This is a genomic window from Lactobacillus agrestimuris (genome assembly GCF_943193025.1).
In the GTDB taxonomy this organism is placed as follows: domain Bacteria; phylum Bacillota; class Bacilli; order Lactobacillales; family Lactobacillaceae; genus Lactobacillus; species Lactobacillus agrestimuris.
Genome location: NZ_CALPCQ010000026.1, coordinates 1 through 21392 on the forward strand (window position 1 = coordinate 1; position 21392 = coordinate 21392).

Annotated in this window: 19 protein-coding genes and 1 CRISPR repeat array; of the genes, 2 read left to right on the plus strand and 17 right to left on the minus strand. The window is 33.7% G+C overall.

The window, feature by feature from the left end:
• Positions 1–48: 48 nt before the first annotated feature.
• A CRISPR array of direct repeats spans positions 49–1300; the repeat unit is 29 nt; unit sequence AGGATCACCTCCACATACGTGGAGAAAAC.
• Positions 1301–1376: 76 nt separating this feature from the next.
• From cas2e to NFR82_RS07650, 9 genes are all read right to left on the minus strand, one after another.
• On the minus strand, positions 1377–2252 hold the full coding sequence (cas2e, locus tag NFR82_RS07610; protein ID WP_251717693.1) for a type I-E CRISPR-associated endoribonuclease Cas2e: 876 nt from the start codon (positions 2250–2252) through the stop codon (positions 1377–1379).
• Positions 2249–3199, minus strand: a complete 951-nt coding sequence (gene cas1e / locus NFR82_RS07615; RefSeq protein WP_251717694.1) for a type I-E CRISPR-associated endonuclease Cas1e — start codon at positions 3197–3199, stop codon at positions 2249–2251. Before cas1e ends, cas2e begins: the two co-directional genes overlap by 4 nt.
• On the minus strand, positions 3192–3851 hold the full coding sequence (gene cas6e, locus NFR82_RS07620) for a type I-E CRISPR-associated protein Cas6/Cse3/CasE (RefSeq protein WP_251717695.1): 660 nt from the start codon (positions 3849–3851) through the stop codon (positions 3192–3194). Before cas6e ends, cas1e begins: the two co-directional genes overlap by 8 nt.
• 13 nt (positions 3852–3864) lie before the next feature.
• Positions 3865–4572: a type I-E CRISPR-associated protein Cas5/CasD gene (gene cas5e / locus NFR82_RS07625; RefSeq protein ID WP_251717696.1), complete on the minus strand. Its 708-nt coding sequence runs from the start codon at positions 4570–4572 to the stop codon at positions 3865–3867.
• Complete coding sequence (cas7e, locus tag NFR82_RS07630) at positions 4553–5656, minus strand: type I-E CRISPR-associated protein Cas7/Cse4/CasC (protein WP_251717697.1); 1104 nt, start codon at positions 5654–5656, stop codon at positions 4553–4555. The genes cas5e and cas7e overlap by 20 nt, the downstream gene beginning before the upstream one ends.
• A 20-nt stretch (positions 5657–5676) precedes the next feature.
• Positions 5677–6312 (minus strand): type I-E CRISPR-associated protein Cse2/CasB, encoded by a 636-nt coding sequence (gene casB, locus NFR82_RS07635; RefSeq protein WP_251717698.1) that lies wholly within the window; start codon positions 6310–6312, stop codon positions 5677–5679.
• Positions 6305–8050, minus strand: a complete 1746-nt coding sequence (locus NFR82_RS07640) for a type I-E CRISPR-associated protein Cse1/CasA (RefSeq protein WP_251717699.1) — start codon at positions 8048–8050, stop codon at positions 6305–6307. Before NFR82_RS07640 ends, casB begins: the two co-directional genes overlap by 8 nt.
• Complete coding sequence (cas3, locus tag NFR82_RS07645; RefSeq protein WP_251717700.1) at positions 8047–10821, minus strand: CRISPR-associated helicase Cas3'; 2775 nt, start codon at positions 10819–10821, stop codon at positions 8047–8049. Before cas3 ends, NFR82_RS07640 begins: the two co-directional genes overlap by 4 nt.
• Positions 10822–11116: 295 nt before the next feature.
• Positions 11117–11302 (minus strand): type Z 30S ribosomal protein S14, encoded by a 186-nt coding sequence (locus NFR82_RS07650; RefSeq protein WP_251717701.1) that lies wholly within the window; start codon positions 11300–11302, stop codon positions 11117–11119.
• 313 nt (positions 11303–11615) lie between these two features.
• On the opposite strand from NFR82_RS07650, the gene NFR82_RS07655 reads away from it, so the two are divergent.
• A complete protein-coding gene (locus NFR82_RS07655; RefSeq protein ID WP_251717702.1) occupies positions 11616–12023 on the plus strand; it encodes a hypothetical protein in 408 nt (135 codons plus the stop codon).
• A gap of 49 nt (positions 12024–12072) precedes the next feature.
• On the opposite strand, the gene NFR82_RS07660 is transcribed toward NFR82_RS07655, so the two are convergent.
• The 4 genes from NFR82_RS07660 to NFR82_RS07675 form a co-directional block, all read right to left on the minus strand.
• Positions 12073–12729 carry a DNA alkylation repair protein gene (locus NFR82_RS07660; RefSeq protein ID WP_251717703.1) on the minus strand — a complete coding sequence of 219 codons (657 nt, stop codon included), beginning with the start codon at positions 12727–12729 and terminating at the stop codon, positions 12073–12075.
• 18 nt (positions 12730–12747) lie between these two features.
• A complete protein-coding gene (locus NFR82_RS07665; RefSeq protein ID WP_251717704.1) occupies positions 12748–14112 on the minus strand; it encodes a hypothetical protein in 1365 nt (454 codons plus the stop codon).
• Between the two features lie 176 nt (positions 14113–14288).
• Entirely contained in the window at positions 14289–14765 is a 477-nt protein-coding gene (locus tag NFR82_RS07670; protein WP_251717705.1) for a DUF7679 family protein, read from the minus strand.
• 123 nt (positions 14766–14888) lie between these two features.
• Entirely contained in the window at positions 14889–15188 is a 300-nt protein-coding gene (locus tag NFR82_RS07675) for a hypothetical protein (RefSeq protein ID WP_251717706.1), read from the minus strand.
• A gap of 309 nt (positions 15189–15497) precedes the next feature.
• Between NFR82_RS07675 and NFR82_RS07680 the strand changes: the two genes are divergently transcribed.
• On the plus strand, positions 15498–15782 hold the full coding sequence (locus tag NFR82_RS07680) for an HU family DNA-binding protein (protein WP_251717707.1): 285 nt from the start codon (positions 15498–15500) through the stop codon (positions 15780–15782).
• 55 nt (positions 15783–15837) lie between these two features.
• Here the strand turns inward: NFR82_RS07680 and NFR82_RS07685 are convergent, their stop codons facing one another.
• The 4 genes from NFR82_RS07685 to NFR82_RS07700 all read right to left on the minus strand — a co-directional run bounded on the left by NFR82_RS07685 (position 15838) and on the right by NFR82_RS07700 (position 21284).
• Positions 15838–17217: an MFS transporter gene (locus NFR82_RS07685; RefSeq protein ID WP_251717708.1), complete on the minus strand. Its 1380-nt coding sequence runs from the start codon at positions 17215–17217 to the stop codon at positions 15838–15840.
• A 670-nt stretch (positions 17218–17887) separates the two neighbouring features.
• The gene (locus NFR82_RS07690; RefSeq protein WP_251717709.1) at positions 17888–18643 is read right to left on the minus strand and encodes a Bax inhibitor-1/YccA family protein; all 756 of its coding nucleotides are present in this window, start codon (positions 18641–18643) and stop codon (positions 17888–17890) included.
• A gap of 91 nt (positions 18644–18734) precedes the next feature.
• Positions 18735–19874 carry a glycerate kinase family protein gene (locus NFR82_RS07695; RefSeq protein ID WP_251717710.1) on the minus strand — a complete coding sequence of 380 codons (1140 nt, stop codon included), beginning with the start codon at positions 19872–19874 and terminating at the stop codon, positions 18735–18737.
• A 108-nt stretch (positions 19875–19982) separates the two neighbouring features.
• Positions 19983–21284, minus strand: a complete 1302-nt coding sequence (locus NFR82_RS07700; RefSeq protein ID WP_251717711.1) for an extracellular solute-binding protein — start codon at positions 21282–21284, stop codon at positions 19983–19985.
• Positions 21285–21392: the final 108 nt, after the last annotated feature.

Here is a 21392-nt window from a genome sequence, read left to right on the forward strand (position 1 = left end):
CATACGTGGAGAAAACCTGTACGGTCTTTAAAGACAAATGGCTTAGTAGGGATCACCTCCACATACGTGGAGAAAACTATTTTCACCAAAAAACCCCACAACAACTTGGTAGGATCACCTCCACATACGTGGAGAAAACTATATGCAAAAGATAGATTATGTCGGTAGCCCAGGATCACCTCCACATACGTGGAGAAAACGGCAACGATGAATTGCGAGAAAGTGAAGAAAAAGGATCACCTCCACATACGTGGAGAAAACTACCCCAGCTATTGCTCCAATCAAAGTACCCATAGGATCACCTCCACATACGTGGAGAAAACTCCCTCTTCCCAGCGTGCTTTAATCAGACGCTGAGGATCACCTCCACATACGTGGAGAAAACGCTTTTAACTGTCGGTGGCGTTGGAATAATCAAGGATCACCTCCACATACGTGGAGAAAACTAATTATTATTTACATTATTCTAGGTTTTCGCAGGATCACCTCCACATACGTGGAGAAAACTTACGATAAGTCACAATAGTTTGCGCTAACTGAGGATCACCTCCACATACGTGGAGAAAACCAGTTTATAGATTTGATAATGATGATTGGGTAAGGATCACCTCCACATACGTGGAGAAAACGGATTCGAACCCTCGCATCTTACGACCTACTGAGGATCACCTCCACATACGTGGAGAAAACTTAATAGTTCAAGTACTGATTTTGTGCTATTTAGGATCACCTCCACATACGTGGAGAAAACTCAGGTTTATCTATTCGTCGGTATGTTTTTTCAGGATCACCTCCACATACGTGGAGAAAACTTCAAACTCTTCTAAATTTTTAATTTGAATTAAGGATCACCTCCACATACGTGGAGAAAACTGAACGATTATGAAAAAGCAAAAAGGTTAATTGGGATCACCTCCACATACGTGGAGAAAACAGTAAACAAAGCAACTGCACAAAAAGCAGTTTAGGATCACCTCCACATACGTGGAGAAAACTAAAGGTGGATTAATGCTAATTATTGAAAATGAGGATCACCTCCACATACGTGGAGAAAACCGTTTTTATGCTACCCCAAAATAAAAGGGGCTAGGATCACCTCCACATACGTGGAGAAAACCCTCTACAGCTCCCAAGTCCTTTATGCCAGAAGGGATCACCTCCACATACGTGGAGAAAACGATATATAATTTTGTATCGCCAAATAGGAGCAAGGATCACCTCCACATACGTGGAGAAAACCAGTAGTGACACGTTTGGCAGCACGTGACCATAGGATCACCTCCACATACGTGGAGAAAACACTAAAAGACCCCCATTAGATCAACATTCTTATTTTAGAAAACAACCTATTTTATTTAGTTCATAATTTTTGGTTTCTAAATTTTCAAAAATCCTAACGCTATTAATTTTTCAGCTAGTTTATAAGTAGCAATTGCATCCCCTAATGCATTATGAGGATCGTCATTTTTGATTTCATACTCTTTAAGAATTGTACTCAGCTTATTATTAGCTAAAAATCTATTTTTCTTCTTAATAATCGGAAATAAATCTTTTTGCTCATTTGAAAAAGGTTCTTGAGATAATCTTTTTAACTCATTAAAGATAAAACTAATATCAAACGGTAAATTATAACCCACTATTGGAGATTCTTTTATAAATCCTAAAAAGTTTTTTAAGGCTAAATCAATTGAAATACCTTTCTCTTTCAAATCTCTGGAACTTAAACCGGTTAGTTTCGTAATTTCTGTAGGAATTTCAACCGCTGCATTCACTATTCGATAAAATTTAACAAATTCTCTATCTTTAGTTCTTTTAATTGCACCAATTGAAATTATTCTATCCTCCACTGGATCCAAGCCAGTAGTTTCAATGTCAATAGCAACAAAATCCTTAAATTCAATTTTGGATTTTGTTCGGTTTGCCAATTTAGCTCGATGATACTTAGCTGCTTTACTAAATCCTTGCTTAATAGGAGTTGAATCTACTAAATGTTTCATTAAAGGAATTCCATCAAAATCAACCACTTCCTTATCTTTCCTTGTTGTTTTGTATTGATAGCCAAGTTCATTATTAGTTGTATAGACCATGGTAGCTTCACCTGAGCCAACATTATCCAAAATTCGATCCCATAAGGAATCACGAATTCTTGCACTAAACCTGCCTACATACACTCCGGTTTGAATCTCTTGACACCACTTAGTAAGATCGCCACGAAGTGATTGGGGAACTTTAGTCAGAGTGATTACAATCATAATTTATCCTCATTATTGTACTCATGATATTGCACACCAAACTTTTGAAGGCCCATTTTATCATCCCATAAGTTTATGACATCAGCATCTGGTTCATCTGTTACATTTAATAGATATTTCAAATCCTTAACCATTCTTTTGAGAAGTTTACCATTAGAAAAGGCATCCCGCATCGCTAACCTTGTTTTATCAGCAATATCACGATCTTCTCCATATTCTTTTGCCATATCAAATGCAATCGGAATTGAAAATTCAGCTTTGTATAAATCAGCAAAATCATATATAAACGATAAATCATGACCAGTATGAACAAAACCCAAGCCAGGTGATGCCCCAAGCGCAGCAATTACACTATAGCTTAATCCATAAAGAGCCTGATGAGCCGATGTTAGTGCCTTATTAATTGGAGTTCCAGAATTAAAATCGTCAGGATTATATTCTCTTTTTGTCCAATGAACTCCAGTCCTCTTAGACTCATTTTGATAAACTTTCCTAACTCTTGCCCCTTCTTTACCTCTTAGTTGCTGCATTGTAAGTTTTGATACATCTTCGTTTTCAAAACGCATTTGATACATTTTTCGAGCAACCATTACCCTAGTCTTTTCATTTGAAACCAACTTTGCTTGAGCTTCTAAAAATTTTGAAGAGTGATTTAATGCCCTACCGTGAGCGTATTGTCTTATGCCTTGTTCACCAACCCAAACTATAGATAGACCGCAATCACCCATTAATTCCATAGCTCTATGAGTAACATCAACTCCTGGTCCTAAAAATAAAACACTAACTAGGGAAACGGGTAAAAAGACAATGCCTTGACTATCCTTTATTTCAATTGCACTATCTTTTCGATTTAATTTTGCATGTTCAATGTACAAAAATGTAATTCTATCTTCAACTCTGCCTAGTTCTGTTAGTTCTGGCCTTTTTGCACCTATATTTTTATTCATTTTCACTTTCCATCGGAATTACAGTCATTAATCCCATACCGTATGCTTTTTCTCTTCCGATACCCTTTACTAACATTTCTTTAAACTTTTCAAGGTCGGTAATCTGAAGAATTCCCTCAAATGTAATTCGGCTAAGTTTTGCCATATGTGCATGTTTATGCTTTAAAATTGGCCACTCACGATTGACAACATCAAATTGATATTCTTGATCAACTTGAGGAATTGTGAACCCATTCATATCCATTCTATTAATTAACCAATTCTTCTGCTGTTTTACAGTAATATGAGGAAAAACTCTTCCTTGACGTTCTCCTGGTTTGGTCACTTTACGAGTTGGATTGGCAGTTAAACGAAAGCGCATAAACATACCATTCTTCAAATCAGCTAAGAATTTGTCATAACTCTTTGTACCGGCAGTTCCAGCTACCCCATATTTTTCTAGTTTTTCTATATCGGGTTTCTTTTCACTTAAGACGAGTAAATATGTTTTATTATTTAAATGATCAATTCTCCATAAATGTCTTGGACGATTTGGATCTTTTAAATCTTCTGGAAAGCTTTTTTCTACCCAATTATGATATCCGCCCAATTGATTAAGATCTTTAACCTTTAACCGATCACTAAAATCAATTTCAACTCTAGATAAATACATAAAAATTTTTCTCCTAAATAATTGAATAAATATCGTGATCCGTATCTTCAAGATTAAACTGCTCATTCTTAAGATCAAATCTTTCGTGAGCAATAGAATTATATTCATGATATCGATTTCTTTGATCAAATGATCTTATCTTTTGTTTAACCATTTCTACTTCTTGATCAGGTAATAAAGAAGCATCGGCAATCAGCTCTACTTTATAATTTTCACCATGATATCTCTTTTGATACCACGTTGCTGCCTGCCACGGAATTTGTTTTAATGCTTCAACTGGGTTTATGCCAGTAAATTCTCTAATTTCCAATAATCCTGCAATCGGGTTAGATCTTCTGCCGAGGAACAATTGGAATTTGGGATGATGTAATGAATATTTAATTTTTTCAATTAATTCATTATCTTCTGAACCAATTGCTACCATAAAAACAGAATCTTGAAGATACTTTCGATAGGTTAACTTCTGATCACCGGCTTTTTTTCCATATCTGACAATTTGAAAATCTGTTAGCATACTTCCAGGTTGATCAACTCTTACTGCAAAACTTAAATCATTTAATACAAGAATTTTTGAATTATCTCTTCTATAACCAAGAGATGCTGCAATCATTCCTAGTACTGCACTTTTAGTTGGATATGATTTACTAGTTCTTTGATTAAAACTCGCTTCATTACCATACGATTGAAGTGGTGCATTTAATTTAATCGTTAGTGTTTTCATTTTCTAGTGCCTTAGTTAGTTCATTAGTAACTTTTTCAATTAAGTCTGAAAGATTGTCAGCTTGATTATCAATTTCTGAGTTTTCAGTAGTCAAGACAATTGTTAATAATGGTTTATCTTCATCTAAAACCATCTTTTCAATCTTTTTGCCTTCATCTTCTAATCTCTTAATTGATTCATCCATATAACCTTTTCTAGATCTAACCGCATCTTCAAAGGCAGATACTAAATTGATTGGGGTATCTTGTCGAACTTGAATCATAATATATTTTGGTAATGTTTTATTAGCAAATGAGTTTTGGTGACCAGTTGGCATAGAAGTTGCAAATTCTTTAATGAATAACCCTGCACCCTTAACCGCTAAATTATCATCTAAATTATGAGCTAATTCATTAAGATTAATATTTGCATAACGATACAAAGTTGAAGAATTGTAGTCGATCGTACCAAGCATTGCCGATCCAGCATTATCCTCTTTTTGCTCATCTTCAACAGCAGTATAGAAATCAAATTCAGGGGTTACTTCATGAGTAGAGATGGCGTGAGCAACCTGACATGAAGCATCAACATTTAAAGAGGGATCATCAGCAACCATTCTTCCGAATAATGCTAAATCTAAAGAATTTTCATTTAACAAAGCATTCTTTAATTCCTTTTTATCAAGTTCATCATTTTCTAGGGCATACTTGGCCAATTTTTCAAGTTGGCCCTTACTTACTAGCAAAAGTGCACCAGTTAATTCTTCTCCTGATTTCTTATCTTTCTTAAGCTTAATTCCAGCGGTTTCGATTATTTCCTTAGACTTTTTAAATGAAGCTTCTTCATCTAAATTATCATCAAGCGCTTTTAGTTCATTGGCAAGTAAATAAACTACTCTCTTCGTACGACAACTCTGAAGCCATTCGTCTTTTTGATCGGCTTTAAATTCATCCCTTATGGCCTTCTTCCAACTTTGTGAAGAAACTCTTGATCTAGTAGCACCACCATAAATTGCTGTTTTTGGTGCACCAGTATCATCACGGTTGATGTTTGATGAAGGTACAGTTTGTAAAACGTGAATATCCATATATAAATTCTTTGTCATTTTTTATCTCCTTATTTCTCTTATAATTTATCTTTTGAATAAAAGTATTCTCTTCCCCATTTAATACAAATTTGTCTTTCACTTTCATATCCGATTTGAAGATGATTAAAATCTTCGGCCAATTGCGCAAAATCAATTTTAGGTTTCTGTTCTCCTAGATTTGATTTTAGGATTCGTACTAACTTAGGTAAAAGATCTAAAATCTTATTTGGATCAGTTGATGCTAACAAGGTATCCACTCTTTTGTTTAAAGCGGGACGAATATTTTCATTGTTTGTCTGCAAATTATTTAAAGCCCTAAAAAGTGGTATTCCTTTTTGTTCCTTACTATCCGTATCATCATTAATTACTAACCTAGCAAAAGTATTTACATCTTGATTACCTTGTTGGTATATTGCATAACAGTGCAAAGCCGTAAAGATGGAATTTTCACCCCTTTTTACAATAGTATCAATCCCATCTTTTTCTTTATTGCGTTCATACAAATTGCTTGTATAAGCAAAAATTATTGGCCAAACTTGTTCAGCATGCGGATCAGACATTGTTTTTGAGTTTCTAAAACTCGCTAGAGATGCACTATCTACATTTCCATCATTGAACAGATTCTCAATAATATTTGCTGTAGCAATATAGGCTAATTTATGTCTGTTATTCATTTTTACCTCCCTTATCGAAGTTGAAATATTTATGGATATTCCTCATTAATACGTTATAAAGAGTAAAAATATTGCTTCTATCGTCTTTCTTTTTTGGATCAATATTTTTGCCTAGTATTTCTGCACTTGAGGCCTCTGCCATAACAAAATCAACTTCCTGCATGAGTTTTCGCTTCAGTGTTTTCTTCCATTCTCGTTGCTTTAATTGTCTATCATCAGAAACGGTAAGACTATCAAGCCAATCTAAAAATGGTTCATTTAATCTTTCATAGAATTTTCCAACAATTCTATTAGCGAACTCTTTTGGATTATTAATATTTCTAAGTTTACCAATTCCTTCAACGAAAAAGCGGTAATTTGCGGCTACCTTTTGTGTTTCTTCGACTATATCTTCAATTACCTTTGGCCACTTCCTCTTGTTTTTTGATTCATCGAAAAGAACTCCAGCTTCAATTTTCATATAATCATAAAATTCTGCATAAGGTGATTGAGATGTGGCATTTCCATCACTTACTAACCCAACATTAACCAAGTTTAAGTGGTAGTCCACTGGAATAACTTTATATTCCTTTAACGTATTTGCCCATTCCACTATTCCCGGTGTCATGTCCGCATTATCATCAGTCGGCTCAGTTTCTACATATTGACCAAAGTTACGCCACATTGCTTTATCTAAAGTTTCTTTGCGTCGGGTAGCAGGAAGCAAATCACTTGTTTTCTTATCTTTTCTCCATGTAGTCATTGGTTCTATAAGAGCATTAGCAGACGAAATTTTTGGTAAGCAAGCACTAAAGATAGTTGGTTGATTATTCTCATCCCACTCAATATGAAGGATTCGCGACCAAACTGTATATAATTCTGCAATATTATCTGGCACACTTGCCTCCCCAGCTTTTTCAATATAGTCATTCATGTCTTGAAATTCCCATATTGGTTTTTCCATTACTAAATGATTATCGTTTTGACTTGTTTTAGTAATTAACTTTAAATTAAGCATTAAAGTTTCAAAAAGATTTTTTCCTTTGATATAAATAGGATTTAATCCATATAGCCATCCAGAAGAAGCTGAAAATTTTTCACCTATTTCAATTTTTGTCTTATCTGTGGTACCAGTATAATTTTGATAACTTATGATCCATCTAACTAGCTCATCAAGCTTGATTTCATTTTTATTGCTTCCAGTTTTAGGCGAAAAGACAGATGGACTATTATTACTCTCAGAAATCAAACGGTTTATTTGCTTAATAGCAACTGTCCCCTTACCTTTAGAAACTTTCTTAGAATCTGCTACCCAATTATCATAAACTTTAGTTGTTACTTGATAAAATGGATGATCGCCAAATAAATCGAAGTTGTCGTGATACTTTTCTAAATATTGAAATAAAATATCAGAAAAATGATTAGACTTATATAAATTCTGAAAAGTTTCCATAAAATGGGATTTTACTTTTTTAGAACTAATGGAATCATCAATTTCTAATCCCTGCCATCCAGAAGTATTTTCACTAATCCAAGGATAAAGAAATCCATTATAATCATAGCGACAATATACCGTAGTTAAGATTGCTATCAAAAATCGAAGAACTGCTAAATCTTGAGATACAGTATCTCCAGCCAATTGTCGATATTGTTTACTATTTTTTAATAGAATTTCTAACGAAACTTTCTCAGTTTGATTTTTAATATTAATTGCTTTGATCCATGGATCATCAATCAAATTAAATGTTTCTTTATTCAATCTTCATCCTCCTTTTCATAACTTAATCCTAGTTTTGATGAATATTTCAACTTCCAACCATTGAATTCAGTTTCATTATTTTCATCTAATGTGATAACCAAATCTTCTTTTAACCATATATCTTCTTGCCATGACGGATATAATTTGCGAGTCTTTTTTTCCAAGCAATCAATACAATCATCAATCTTATAATTAGTAACAGCATGAGGTAATCTTATAATTTGCTTAGCAATCTCTTTACTTGAAACAGACTCACTATCAAGAGGTCTCCCATCTAATAAGCAACTTCCATCCTTTGTGCGTTTCAATAGAAGAACTTCCATTGTTTCTTGAGTATCTCTAACCGCTGCTTGAGCCTTTATATCTCCATTTATAAAATCATTACTCAACCACCCATGTATAGTTTCTTCTTCGTCCACCGTAGCAATTTGAAATTGATCAGCTCTATCTTTTAAGCGTTTTTGCTGTCTCTTAAATTTAATTTTCGCTATCCTAATTCCATCAACTTCCTTATCCGTTTTTCCATCATAAACTTTTTGTACAAGCTTAGAAATATCGGAAGGAATTTCTATTTTACTCTTTAAAAAATGATCAGTTTTCATTAATAGGTATTGAGAATATATAGACTCAATTGCATCCCCATATTCACCATATTCTTTTATACCTGTAATATAAACCTGTGCTTTCTTTAATTTCTCTGGCCTATCAATATTATGACGATGCAACCTACCTATTCTCTGTAAAATAAGATCCATTGGTGCAATATCAGTAAACAGAATATCGAAATCAATATCTAAAGATTGCTCTAACACTTGTGTACCTACAATAATCATCTTTTCAGGTCGTTGACCATTTTTTCCAATTAATTCTTGTAACTTTTCTTCAATTTTTGCCCTATCCGGTGCTAAAAAAGCAGAATGTAAAACTAAAGAAGAAATATCTTTAGGGATTAATTGCTCAATCGTTTGAGCCTTTTTAACCGTATCAACAATTATTCCAGCAATTCCACCATCTTGAATCTTTTTCATTGCTTCGTTTACAATTTCTTGTTCATCACCAGATAATCTATTTATTAAAACTTTCGTATCTTTGGTTCTTGGAAAATCTGAATATTGCTTTAATTTATTGCCATCCAAAATGCTTAATAATGGATATGATTGGTTATCCTGCCAACCCTCTTCTGCAATAAATTTTTTTGTTCCGTTCTTTCCACATGAATAGGCTTCTAAAAGTTCTTTTCTTTTTTCCGTTGGTAGTGTTGCTGATAGTGCAATAACTGGTACATGATAAGCTCCAAGCCACTCCAACGCCTTTTGCAAATAAGAATTCATATATATAGAATACGAATGGATTTCATCAATTACTACAACCTTTCCACTTATTCCTAAGTGTCTAAGAGCCAGATGCTTTTGCTTTAAGCTCATTAGTAATAATTGATCTATTGTACCAACCGTAAATTCAGATAAAATACTCTTTTTCCCTGAAAACCAACTGTTAACTACTACAGATCCTGTTTCAGGCAATTCATCAAAATCAACATTTTCAGCCACTGGTAACTTAGTATATTCCTTATTAAACTGTGCTTTAGAATGCATTAGTTTAATTGACAAGTTTTCACTCTCTGATTTTGCAATTTTCTTTAACCAATCTTCAATTCTTACGAACATTGCATCAGATGTTGCCTGTGTTGGAAGTCCAAAAAATAATCCGTTTAAGCCCTTAGAAAATGCAAGTTGTTCAACGGCCGTCATTGCAATCTCGCTTTTTCCAATTCCCATTGGAGCCTCTACTATGATCATCCCTGGATCAATAGTCTCATTAATTTTCTCAGAAACTCTCGCCTGAATCTCTCTGGGTTTGAACCCCCATCTTTCTTCATAATGTTGGTTAATATTTGAAATATATTGTGGTGACCAATTATCGTTCTGCAACCAATTAATCATTGCTACCTCAAAGCGAGATTGAAAATCAATATCTTCTAATCCTTGATCTAAGTCGATTAGATTAAACATTGGTAGTTTTTTATTATCATCAAAGTATTCACTTGAAGCGAGCCAATCAGCCATAATCAGTAACCCTTCAAGGATTACAGCCTTTTCCTGAGTAACTTTTGGTACTTCTTCAAGACTTTCATAATCACATAACTCAAGGATATAATTTAATAATTCTTTTTGAATTTGTACCCATTTATCACCGATAAGGTCATTAGAATCAGGTTCATATGTATTATTTTGATAATAATTTTCGGTATAAACACTCAATTGATCAATATCAAAAAAATCTCTTGAAAATCTTATCGGAGAATTTTTTTGTGGTTTTCCGTGATGTCCACCAATAATTGCACCAATAGATTCATTTAGGCCATAATATTCTAACAATGTTTCACCTGCGATATTATGAGGTGACTTATTTCGATGATCGAAAAATGCCGAGTCAATATTTTTAAAACCAGTCATAATTAGTTTTTCGCTGATTTCATTATCTAAATCTTTATTACCCTTCCTCGATGGCTTAGTTTGAAATGCAGGTGTGGCTTTTCCGAAATCATGAACACATCCCAAGAAATTCACAAGCTTCATTGTTTCATCTTCAGACATTCCACGACATAAAATTTCTCTTTGATTTCTATCTAACCAATTATTGTATAAAAAATTAATGACATTCTTGGTATCGATTAAATGCGCAACTAGCGGTAGCCAAAGCGCTTGTCCGTTGTCATCAACATTTTTCTTGCCCCAAAGTGCTTTAACTTCTTTTGATAATTCATTCATCTCTTAAATTCCTTTAATTTCATCTATATCTTTCAATACCCCCACATCCGTGGAGAACAATTTACCAATTTAACCAACACTGGATCACTCTCATCAAAAATGAGAAAAACGGTCTTACCATTTTCTTGTCAAATTCACTGTATTCTTTTTAGAAGATAAATCAAGTATTTTATAATGTGTTGGTTTATTTGGTAAAAATATAATATAGAATATTTTTTATTTTTAGCTTTCCAAAACGAAAACCGCCGACGAAAAATTTCGTCAGCGGTTTGCTAATGTATTCATATAATTAATTTTACCAACTTGCCTTCTTAACACCTGGAAGTTGACCCTTATGTGCTAAATCCTTAAAGCAGATTCGGCAAAGTCCAAATTTTCTGTAAACTGAGTGCGGACGACCACAGCGTTCACATCGAGTATATTCTCTAGTTGTAAATTTTGCATTTCTTGAATTTCTAATAATTTGTGATGTTTTAGCCATATATAAATTCTCCTCTATCTATGATGATTAATTTCTTGATATTCTACTTTTCTAGGATGGGTTACTGATAATAATCCTACTAATATAACAATAATTCCAATAATTTGACTCGTCATTCTTATATCTCCTTTAACTTATTTTTTGTAAGCATAATTATTATACTTACTTACCAAAAATAAGTCAACTATTTTCAGTAGACTTATTTACAAAAATAATTCGAATTTTATCAAAGAATTAAAGTTTAATTACATGCTTTTATTTATCTCTTGTATATGGCAAAATTAAAGTAGCTCTTAGAAAGGAAAGATTTTAATTGAATCATATAAAGAGAATAATAAGTGTTACTTTGAATTCTGATTTAGTGTCTGCTGTTAAAAGGCGTCTAGCAAGAATCGGACTAACTCAAGGAACATTTATTTCAGGTTTCATTCACTTCATTGCAAATAACAAAATTCTTCCTTTTAAAAAATTATCTAAAGCAGAGGAAGAAACAGCTAATAAGTTATCCACTTTACAAGCTTTAAAATACAATGAATGTGAATATGAGAAGAAGAAAACAATTCAAAAATCAGTAGATGAAGATGCATTTGAACATGCAAAACAGATTTTAGGCAAGTACAAGTTGACTATTAGTCATGCAATCCGCATGTTATATGAAACCTTCATAATTACTGGAAAATTACCTTACCATTTCGAACTACTTCCTATTGCACAGGAATAGCGAAAAAGGATATCTACTAAGTAAAATTTAGTAGATATCCTTTTTTGATTTAGTTTAGATATTTGCTTCCCTCTTTTATCGAAAGAGTTGCCATTTGATTTTTATGCTCCTCAATAAAAGCTTTAACCCAGTTGGGATCAGTTTTTGAATAGTCTCTGAGTGCCCATCCAATTGCTTTGTTAATAAAGAATTCATCACTCGAAAGATTATTTTGAAGGATCTTATCAAGTAAATCCGTATTCATTTTTTCTTTTCGAAGAAGTTGATGTTCAATACTGAGTCTTCTCACCCAAAAATCAGAATCCGTTGACCATTTAAGCATTAACGAATTCATTCGCTCATCCCTCAAAGCAACATCCCCATAAACCTTAATCAAAGCATCGATTGTATCCCACCATTGTTTAGTGCGAACAAACTTTTCAACATTAGGGATGTCTTCAAAATCAACGAACTTCTTCATTGCAATTAGATAATCACAAACAAAATACTGAAATTCACGATGCTCATCATTCCAAGCCTTATTTAACAAATTCCAATCAATTACTTTTTTCTTCTTCTCGCTCTTTAAGAAATCCTTATAAACAGACTTTCTTTCCGGTGCCTGCAATCCAAAGAATTCGAATTGATTGCGCATATATTTCGCCAATAATACTGCTTTATCAGGATCGGCTAGTTGAATGAATCCATCTTTAATTTCAGTATACATACTTATTCCTTTCGGTTTCTAAAACTTTCTTTTATTATAAGTTATCCAAGAAAGTCCAACAATTATAAATCCTAAAATTGAAATTAATAATGAATACAATTTCTCACTAGTTTGTGGTAATTTTTTGCTGTCACCTTTTCCTTTTGAAGCCGTCAAGTCATCTTCATCTTCCAATTTATCGGACTTGGGTTTATGAGTAACGTAACACTTTTTATTATTACTCTTCACTTTTTTACCATCACTAAATTGGTTAGAAATAACTTTAGGTTCTTCAGAAATCCACTGATTTTCACTGCTGTCTTTAATTTCATCAGTGTTAACTGTTTTGGCTGTACCGGCTTTTTCTTTAGTAATTAACTTTAAATCAAGCTTATCTTTTTTTATAGTTGTTTCAGTCAACGGTTCTATTTTCTTCACTGATAAATTCAAATCACTATTTGGAACAGCAATTAAGTATTCTTTATCCTGAAAAGTCACCTTATTCTTAAAGTCATCAATTTCACTATCATCAATTACAGTATTGTAAGACAAGAGAATACCATCTGCGGCCAAAGTCTTATCAGATTTAATGGAAATAATATTATCTTTCACTTCAATAGCGATATCTGAATACTTTTCTTTGAATTGCTTTAGTGAGTAGGTCTTATTCTCATCCTTAGTAATTAAAGATATTTCAATACTGTCAGTATCTATCTTTTGACCGTCACTAAGTTTCGCCTCAAAGTTAATTTTTTTATCTTCAGATGGAACTAAAACAGTTTGCCAATAAATCAGATTCTTTTCACTTTTATTGTTATATCCAATATGAGCGGTTACCGTAATTAATTTATCTTTCTTTTCATTAGTCGCATTTACTTTAACAGACTTAGTGCTTTCTGCACCTTTTATGTTCAAAATCTGAATATGATCACTAGTATTTCTTACTTGCAGATTAAAAGAAAATTGTCCATCAACTTGAAACTTACCTTTGATATTATCCAAGATAACAATCTCAGCCCCATCTGTGGTTTGTCTCAATAAACCTGCCTTCACTTTTTGATTAGATTTACGATCAGTAAAATATACTGTTTTTTCACTATTAAAATCAGCAAAGTAGGCCTTAGAATTATCTTCTTTATTAGTCCATTGCCACTTTAAATGACTCCCTGGTTCGATCTTACCCTTATAGTTAACAACTACAGTAACAAAGTCACCATCATCAAAGCTTTCTTTACTCTTTTGACTTTTATAATCTAAAACTTGAATATCATTCACATCATCAATCGTAATAACTTCCTTGGCATTAACCCTCTCTGAATTCAATACAACGAGCAATGCGAGCGCAGCAAATAAAAATAGCAATAGCTTCTTAAGGGCACTCCACAACTTTTTGTCAATTCTCAATATTTCTGTCCTCACTTAATTTTTAAATATTTAACTGCGCGCAATGTTATATGCTTAAAAACTATACCCAGCAAACTAAGTAGTGTCAATGGGTTGCACGATTTAATAATTCAAGTGTCCTCTGAGTAATTATTAGTTTAAATTTATTTTCGGCAACAAAAAAAGCAAAAAAATAACTAAAAATTTTTTTGCTTTCTATACTTATTAATAATTCTACCTCGGCGTTTATTAATCTTTTTCTTGAGCCGCTTTAGTTTGACTTGTAATAATTCAAAATACCAATATTTCATTGCTACCCAAATAGCAAACCGATTATACCATCGATAATCATGCTTCAAATAATTAAAAGCACTCTTAAACTTTAAAAGGTGATCTGGAGTGACAAATTGATTTCTAGTCCAATTTTCCTTATACGATTTATGGGTAGAAATGCTTATTTTCTTAATTTTACCAACAGTAAGGTGAGTCTGTCCCTTAACATATTTAGATGTTGAGACAGTAATATAGTTACCAATCATGGTATTTTTCCAAAATTGATTAACCTTCTTTTCTTGAAGAATAGCTTCTCTTAAAACTCTACTAACGCAGAACCATCTTTGTTCTCCATTAGTAAGTTCAATTAAAAACCATATATATTGTCTTTTATTTGACATATATAACCTCACTGTTTACAAAATAAAAGCACTCATTGAGTACTTTTATTTAACAATTCGACAAATTTACTCTGTTTATTACAGATATTAAAGCATTTAAACCATATTGCTGCAAGTCCATGATTAAATCAATTGTCGTCTTGGACTAGGTAAGTCATCTGCATCAATTTTTGCTTTTTCTTCATTAGCCTTGTCATTCATTGATGCACTAAGAAGTTCAGTTTTTGCTTCTTCACCGACACCGTTTGGGGCATTTACATGAACATCGCTTTTTACTTCTTCAGGAGAATCTTTCTCTTCTGCCTTCTTAATCAAGTATTTAGTCCCAATCACTGCAGCTGCAGTTGCAATACCTACTAAAGTAGTAGTGAGACTAATTTTAGTTGTGAGTCCTATAAAAGAAAATAATTTAGAGTTTTTCATATATGACACCTTCTTAATATGTCTAACTTTCATCTTATACATATTATATTAAATTAATTTCTTTACTTCATCTTTCACGCTCATTTTAGTTAAACTTAAAATGAGGTTTTATCACGCGGTTATTTCATATTTAGTAATTGAAATAATCAGTGCTATTTTTATGTTGAAAATTACTAAAAAGCACTAAATTTGCAAAATTTCCTATTAAATCGGGCTTTTGCGGTTTTCTTCTTATCAACTTAATGGTAAAATAAGTGAACGTAATGGGCATGAAAAGTGCCCTACACAATTAAGAAAGAGGTTTTTGTTATGGCATCAGTAAATAAAGCAGAATTAGTAAATCAAATTGCTGAAAAGACTGGTTTGAAGAAGAAGGATGCAGAAGCTGTTCTTGCATCAACTATCTCAACTATTCAAGAAGAATTAGTTAAGGGTAACAAGGTTCAACTTATCGGCTTTGGTACTTTTGAAGTTCGTCACCGTGCTGCACGTAAGGGACGTAACCCACAAACTGGTAAGGAAATTACTATTCCTGAAACTCAAGTTCCTGCATTCAAGCCAGGTAAGGCTTTGAAGGAAGCTGTTAACAAGTAATTCATTACTTTTAACAAATTAAACCACGCCACTTTTTATAGTGACGTGGTTTTTTTTACTTCTTCGGAACAAAAATCAAAGAAATGATAAAGTTAAGGCCAATAAGACAAAGCAAAATATAGAAAGTCCATCTAGCTCCCTGAGCCGTTAAAGTAGACTTTGAAGCAGTCATAGTATTTTGACTAATAGCAATCAAAGTCCCGGCCAAAGCTGTTCCAAGTGCTCCTGAAAATTGTTGCAAAGTATTAAAAACTGCATTTCCTTGGGCGTGTTTTTCCTTAGAAATTGACATTAAACCACTAGTCATTAAACTGCTGAAACACATCCCGTATCCGCCATAATAAATAGCATAGTAGATCGTAATTTCAAGATTTAAAATTTCCTTCCCGCTAAAAATCATTAAGCAAATTCCAACAACACTTGCAATTATTCCAACTAGAATTGGTAAGCGCGCACCCTTTTTATCTAAAATCTTACCAGCCACCGCTGCAAGTAAAGCATCGCACACAGCTCCAGGGAATAAAATCCAACCTGCCAAAGAAACCGAACCATGATTTACAACTTGCACATAAATTGGGAAGATAAATCCTAAAGCCAAAGTTGTAATTTTAGCGAAACAGTAACATACCAACTGTATACTGAAACGTAAATTTTTAAACAAATGTGGATCAATTAAAGCTTCTGAATCATTCCAAGATAGCTTTAACCATAATAGTAAAAAGACGATCCCAATTATTAAAAGCCCTAAAACTTGGAAAGAAAAGAAGTTATTTTTCACAATATTTGTAAAGGCAAGCATCAATGAAACTAAGCTGGCTGCGATCACTAGCCATTGACCATATTTAAAGGAAATATGTTTAAGTTCATTGATCTGAACGATTGAATACGCCCCTGTTACAAGTCCGATCAAAATCAAAAAAACAGAAATAATAAAGATCCAACGCCAGTTTAGATACTCCGTAATTATTCCGCCAAAAACTGGGCCAAATGCAACCGCACAAGCCGTAATCATAGTACCAATTCCCATCATTAGGCCCAGCTGTTTCTTCGGAACTTGCGCTAATATGATATTGTACATTAAAGGAAGACCAATTCCTGTTCCAATTCCCTGTAAGGCTCTTCCAAGAAGTAGTAAATCAAATCTTGGCGTAAAAATATCGATTATCAATCCAACTAAAAAGAAAATTACACCAATGATAAAAATCTTTTTAGTCGAGATCTTTAAACTAATCTGTGAACTAATTGGCACAATTATCGCAATTACCAGTAAAACTAATGTATTAACCCACTGTACCTGATCAGTCGTTATTTCAAAATCCTTAATTAAAGTAGGAAAAGTTACTGTAGTTGCTGTTTCATCAAGAATTCCTAAAAATGACAGCATCCCTGCCGACAAAATCGCCATCATAACCTTCGGCGTCACTTTTTTATCCATAAAAATCCCCCAATCATTTTATATATTAAGTATAAACTTTATTCGCTAATAATTCTTAGTTTTACTACTGCGTCAAGGTTTAATCGCAATACATTCTTTGTTTGATATATTACTAGCTCAGTTATAACTGCAACCTTGGGATTAGGGATGCTCTTATATGGTTTTGGCCAGATTGATCAAAAAGGTTCATTAGGCATTGAAACCATCCTCTTACTAGTTTTCGGTTTGATCATCGGAGTCTACTTTATAAAAAGACAAAAAGAGAACTGCTTTCCACGCAGTTCTCTTTTTAATATCTAGAACACAGATCATGCGCCTTAACGCTTTAAATCATAATGCTCCTGCATGATCGGTGCTCCAAATATGTGGTTGTTTTGCATTTTCAATTTAGAATATGGATCATTTTCATTATCTAAAACCACTGAAACACCTCATTTCTAAAAATCATGTAATAATCTTTCATCAGAAGTAAGCGCTTACTTTATATATTTAATATATCATGAATAGCAGTTTTTGCCAAGGGAAAAACGCAGCTTTTAGATATCTTCTTTTCATATTTTTAGTAAATTTAAGTCCTGAATCAAACTTACTTTTGACAATGAAATATTAATAGATCAAAAAAGAAAGTTCTAGAATATCCCCATTCTAAAACTTCCCTATAATTACTTTATTAATCATCACTGCTTGCAAAAATTCTCAATAAACCCATGAACAAGTTAATGAAGTCCAGGTATAACTCAAGTGCGGCATCTATTGCTAATGCAGTGGAAAGGCGTTTCTTATCACCATCAGCCACTGACTTATCGTTCATCATTTCTACATATGACATCTTAGCCGTTTGACTATCGGTCGCAATAAAAATCGTAAAAATAATCACACCAACAAAAGACATGATTAAGTCAAAAGTACTATTACCGACAAACATATTAACCACTGTGGCTACAACCAATCCGATCAATGCCGCAAATGCATATGCTCCAAGATTCGAAATATCTCTCTTGACAGTAACACCAAGAATAGCCATTACAATGAAGACTATACTTGAACAAATAAATGCTAATACAGCTTCACCAGCAAACACCCATGCAACTACGGAAATAATAACTCCATAAAAACCAGCTAAAGCCATCAGTAAAAATATACTCAAAACAGGATTAATACCTTTAGTAATATTAATCCCAATTATTAATACTAATGGTACACCTACTACAATCGCAAATGTTAACCAAGTATTATCTGAAATTTTAACCAGTTTGGCAATTAACCACTCTGCAAATGGTGTAAATGGCAAGATAAAGGCAACGAATGCAGAAAATAAAATTGCTACAAACATAATACTATACATCTTTGCCAAAAAACGATTAGTGTCTTGTGTTGTCACTGAAACCGAATTTTTTGCTTCAGTAACCTGCGATGAATCATTCATATTCAATTCTCCCTACATATACTCTGTTATTTAGTAATTAATACTACCTTACTTTGAGCAAAATGTGGAGAGAAAATTATAAATTTGTAGACTAAATATTTTTAGTCATTAAAGTTCGAACAATATTTTCTGTTGTTCTTTCAACGTTTTCCGCGCCATTTTTTAAAGCTTCATCTAGGCTGCATGCCCCAGGCAAAATTCCAAAGAAAGCTGTAAAACCGTACTTGTACAAACTATCAATTCCGTCTCCTAAATGACCTGCTAAAGAGATTACTGGCTTATGATATTTCTTACCAATTTGAGCAATACCATATGGAGTTTTACCAAACTTTGTCTGAAAATCTGTCCCGCCTTCACCAGTGAAAACATAATCTGCCGACTTAATTTTCTCTCTTAAATTAGTCACCTTAATTGCCAAATCAATTCCTTTATGCATTTCATAATTAGTAAAGGCCATTAATCCAGCACCAAGTCCACCTGCAGCACCTGCTCCTTCGTTAAATTCTACGCCTTTACCCAAGTCTCTTTTAATTACCTGAGCATAATGATGTAAATTATGATCTAACTGCATAACTTGATTCTCATTAGCGCCTTTTTGTGGACCAAAGACTTGTGAGGCTCCGTTTTCTCCAGTTAAAGGATTAACTACATCACTAGCTAAAATAATCTTTACTTGCTTCAATCTAGGATCTAGTTCAGTTACATCAATTCGCTCTAAATGATCAAGATTTCCGCCACCAAAGACAAGTTCCTTACCAGCTTTATTTAGTAAATGAGCACCTAAAGCTTGAGCCATCCCTGCTCCACCATCATTCGTACTTGAGCCGCCAAGTCCAACGATAATTTTTTTCGCTCCCTGATCAATTGCATTCTTAATTAATTTGCCAGTACCATAAGTGGTAGTAAGCATCGGATTTCTTTGATCTTCCGGCACAAGCTCCAAGCCACTAGCCTTAGCCATTTCAATGACCGCAGTCTTGCCATCACCCAAAATGCCATAATAAGCGTCAATTTCATTTCCAAGTGGACCAGTTACTCTCACATCGATCTTCTTACCACCTGTTGCATCAACAAGTGAATCAACAGTCCCTTCACCTCCATCAGCCAGTGGGACACTATCGATCTCCGCTGTAGGGTCTGCCTTAAGAATTCCTTTTTTCATTGCAAGACATACTTCTTTGGCAGTCATACTTTCTTTAAATGAATCTGGTGCTAATACAAATTTAGTCATAATCTCACCTCTTGCTATCAGTATAACTTAAGGGTAAAACAAAAACCAAACAAGCTGATTTGCCTGTTTGGTTAATTGATTGTCGCATTTTATTCAAATTCTATCTTTTTATTGCTTCCATGCTGCATCAAACTTAGACTTACCATTATCAATTGCATTGTTAATGTTTTGATCCTTTTGAGCAGATGAAAGGATGTTTTGGATAATGTTGTTCAATTGAGTGTATGCTGCGTTTGAGTTCTTTTCAACTGGAACACTGTACAAGTTCTTCATCGCATCGCTAAGAATTGCTGGTGACTTGATGTTCTTGTTATCCTTGTATGCCTTTGAGTTAACAACTGATGAGTTTACAGGGATGTAACCAGTAGTGTTAGCCCACTCAAGTTGGCTTGACTTAGAAGTTAAGAACTTCATGTACTTAAATGCAGCAGCCTTTTGTTCGCTTGAAGCATGGTTGAACATGTAAATATCAGTACCTTGTTGCATGGTATACTTGCCTGGACGAGGAGCAACAGCGTATTCAAACTTGTCGCCTACACCTTGCTTCACGAATCCTTCACCTGCAGAAGTACCGATGAACATTGCTACCTTTTGGTTAGCAAATGGACCTGATAAGTAGTGTTCTGAACCGGCAGTTCTGAAGTAACCCTTCTTTACACCATCTGCATAGTAATTAATTACATTCTTTGAATCTTTACCAGTGAAGTTAATCTTGTTGCTGAAGTCAACGCCTTCGTCCTTCATTCCTAATAGGTAATAGTTGGCAAGTGAGTCAAAACCTGCACCAACAACCTTATGATTACTCTTCTTGTAGATAGTTTCTGCAGCATCCTTCAGTTCTTCCATAGTAGTTGGAACCTTCTTAATGCCATACTTATCAAACATTGTCTTGTTGTAAGTTAGCAATTCAACTGACTTGTTGAATGGGATACCATATTGAGTACCGTTAATCTTAGCACCGTCAAAAAGTTCTTGTCTGATGCCTGACTTTTTAGCACTACCCCAACCAACATTAGTGTTGTTAATGTATGGTTTAAGATCTACAAGCATCTTGTTTTGAGCAGCATTGTAAAGCCAGCCTGGATATGCTTGAGTAATTGTTGGCAAGTTATTTGGTGATTGCAACGTTGAATTAAGCTTTGCTTGTAAGTCTATGTATGAACCTTGGTTTTCAAGCTTTACATTGATCTTAGGATTTTCCTTTTCGAATTCATTAGTTAACTTTTGCAAAGTCTTTTGTTGAACACCGGACATTCCATGCCAGAAAACAACTGTTGTCTTTTTAGTAATCTTTGATGGAATCTTGTCACTCGATGAAGAAGAGTTACTATTTCCATTCGAACAAGCAGCAGTACCTACTAATGCCAAACCAATTGCAGCGGCAGCAGCCAACTTTTTACTAAACTTCATTACTAATTAACCTCCAAAAATATTAGTAAATACAAAAGAATGTATGATTTACGGTTTTGAAACACAATATCTTGTGTTTCAACTGATACATATTCTATCGTTTAATTA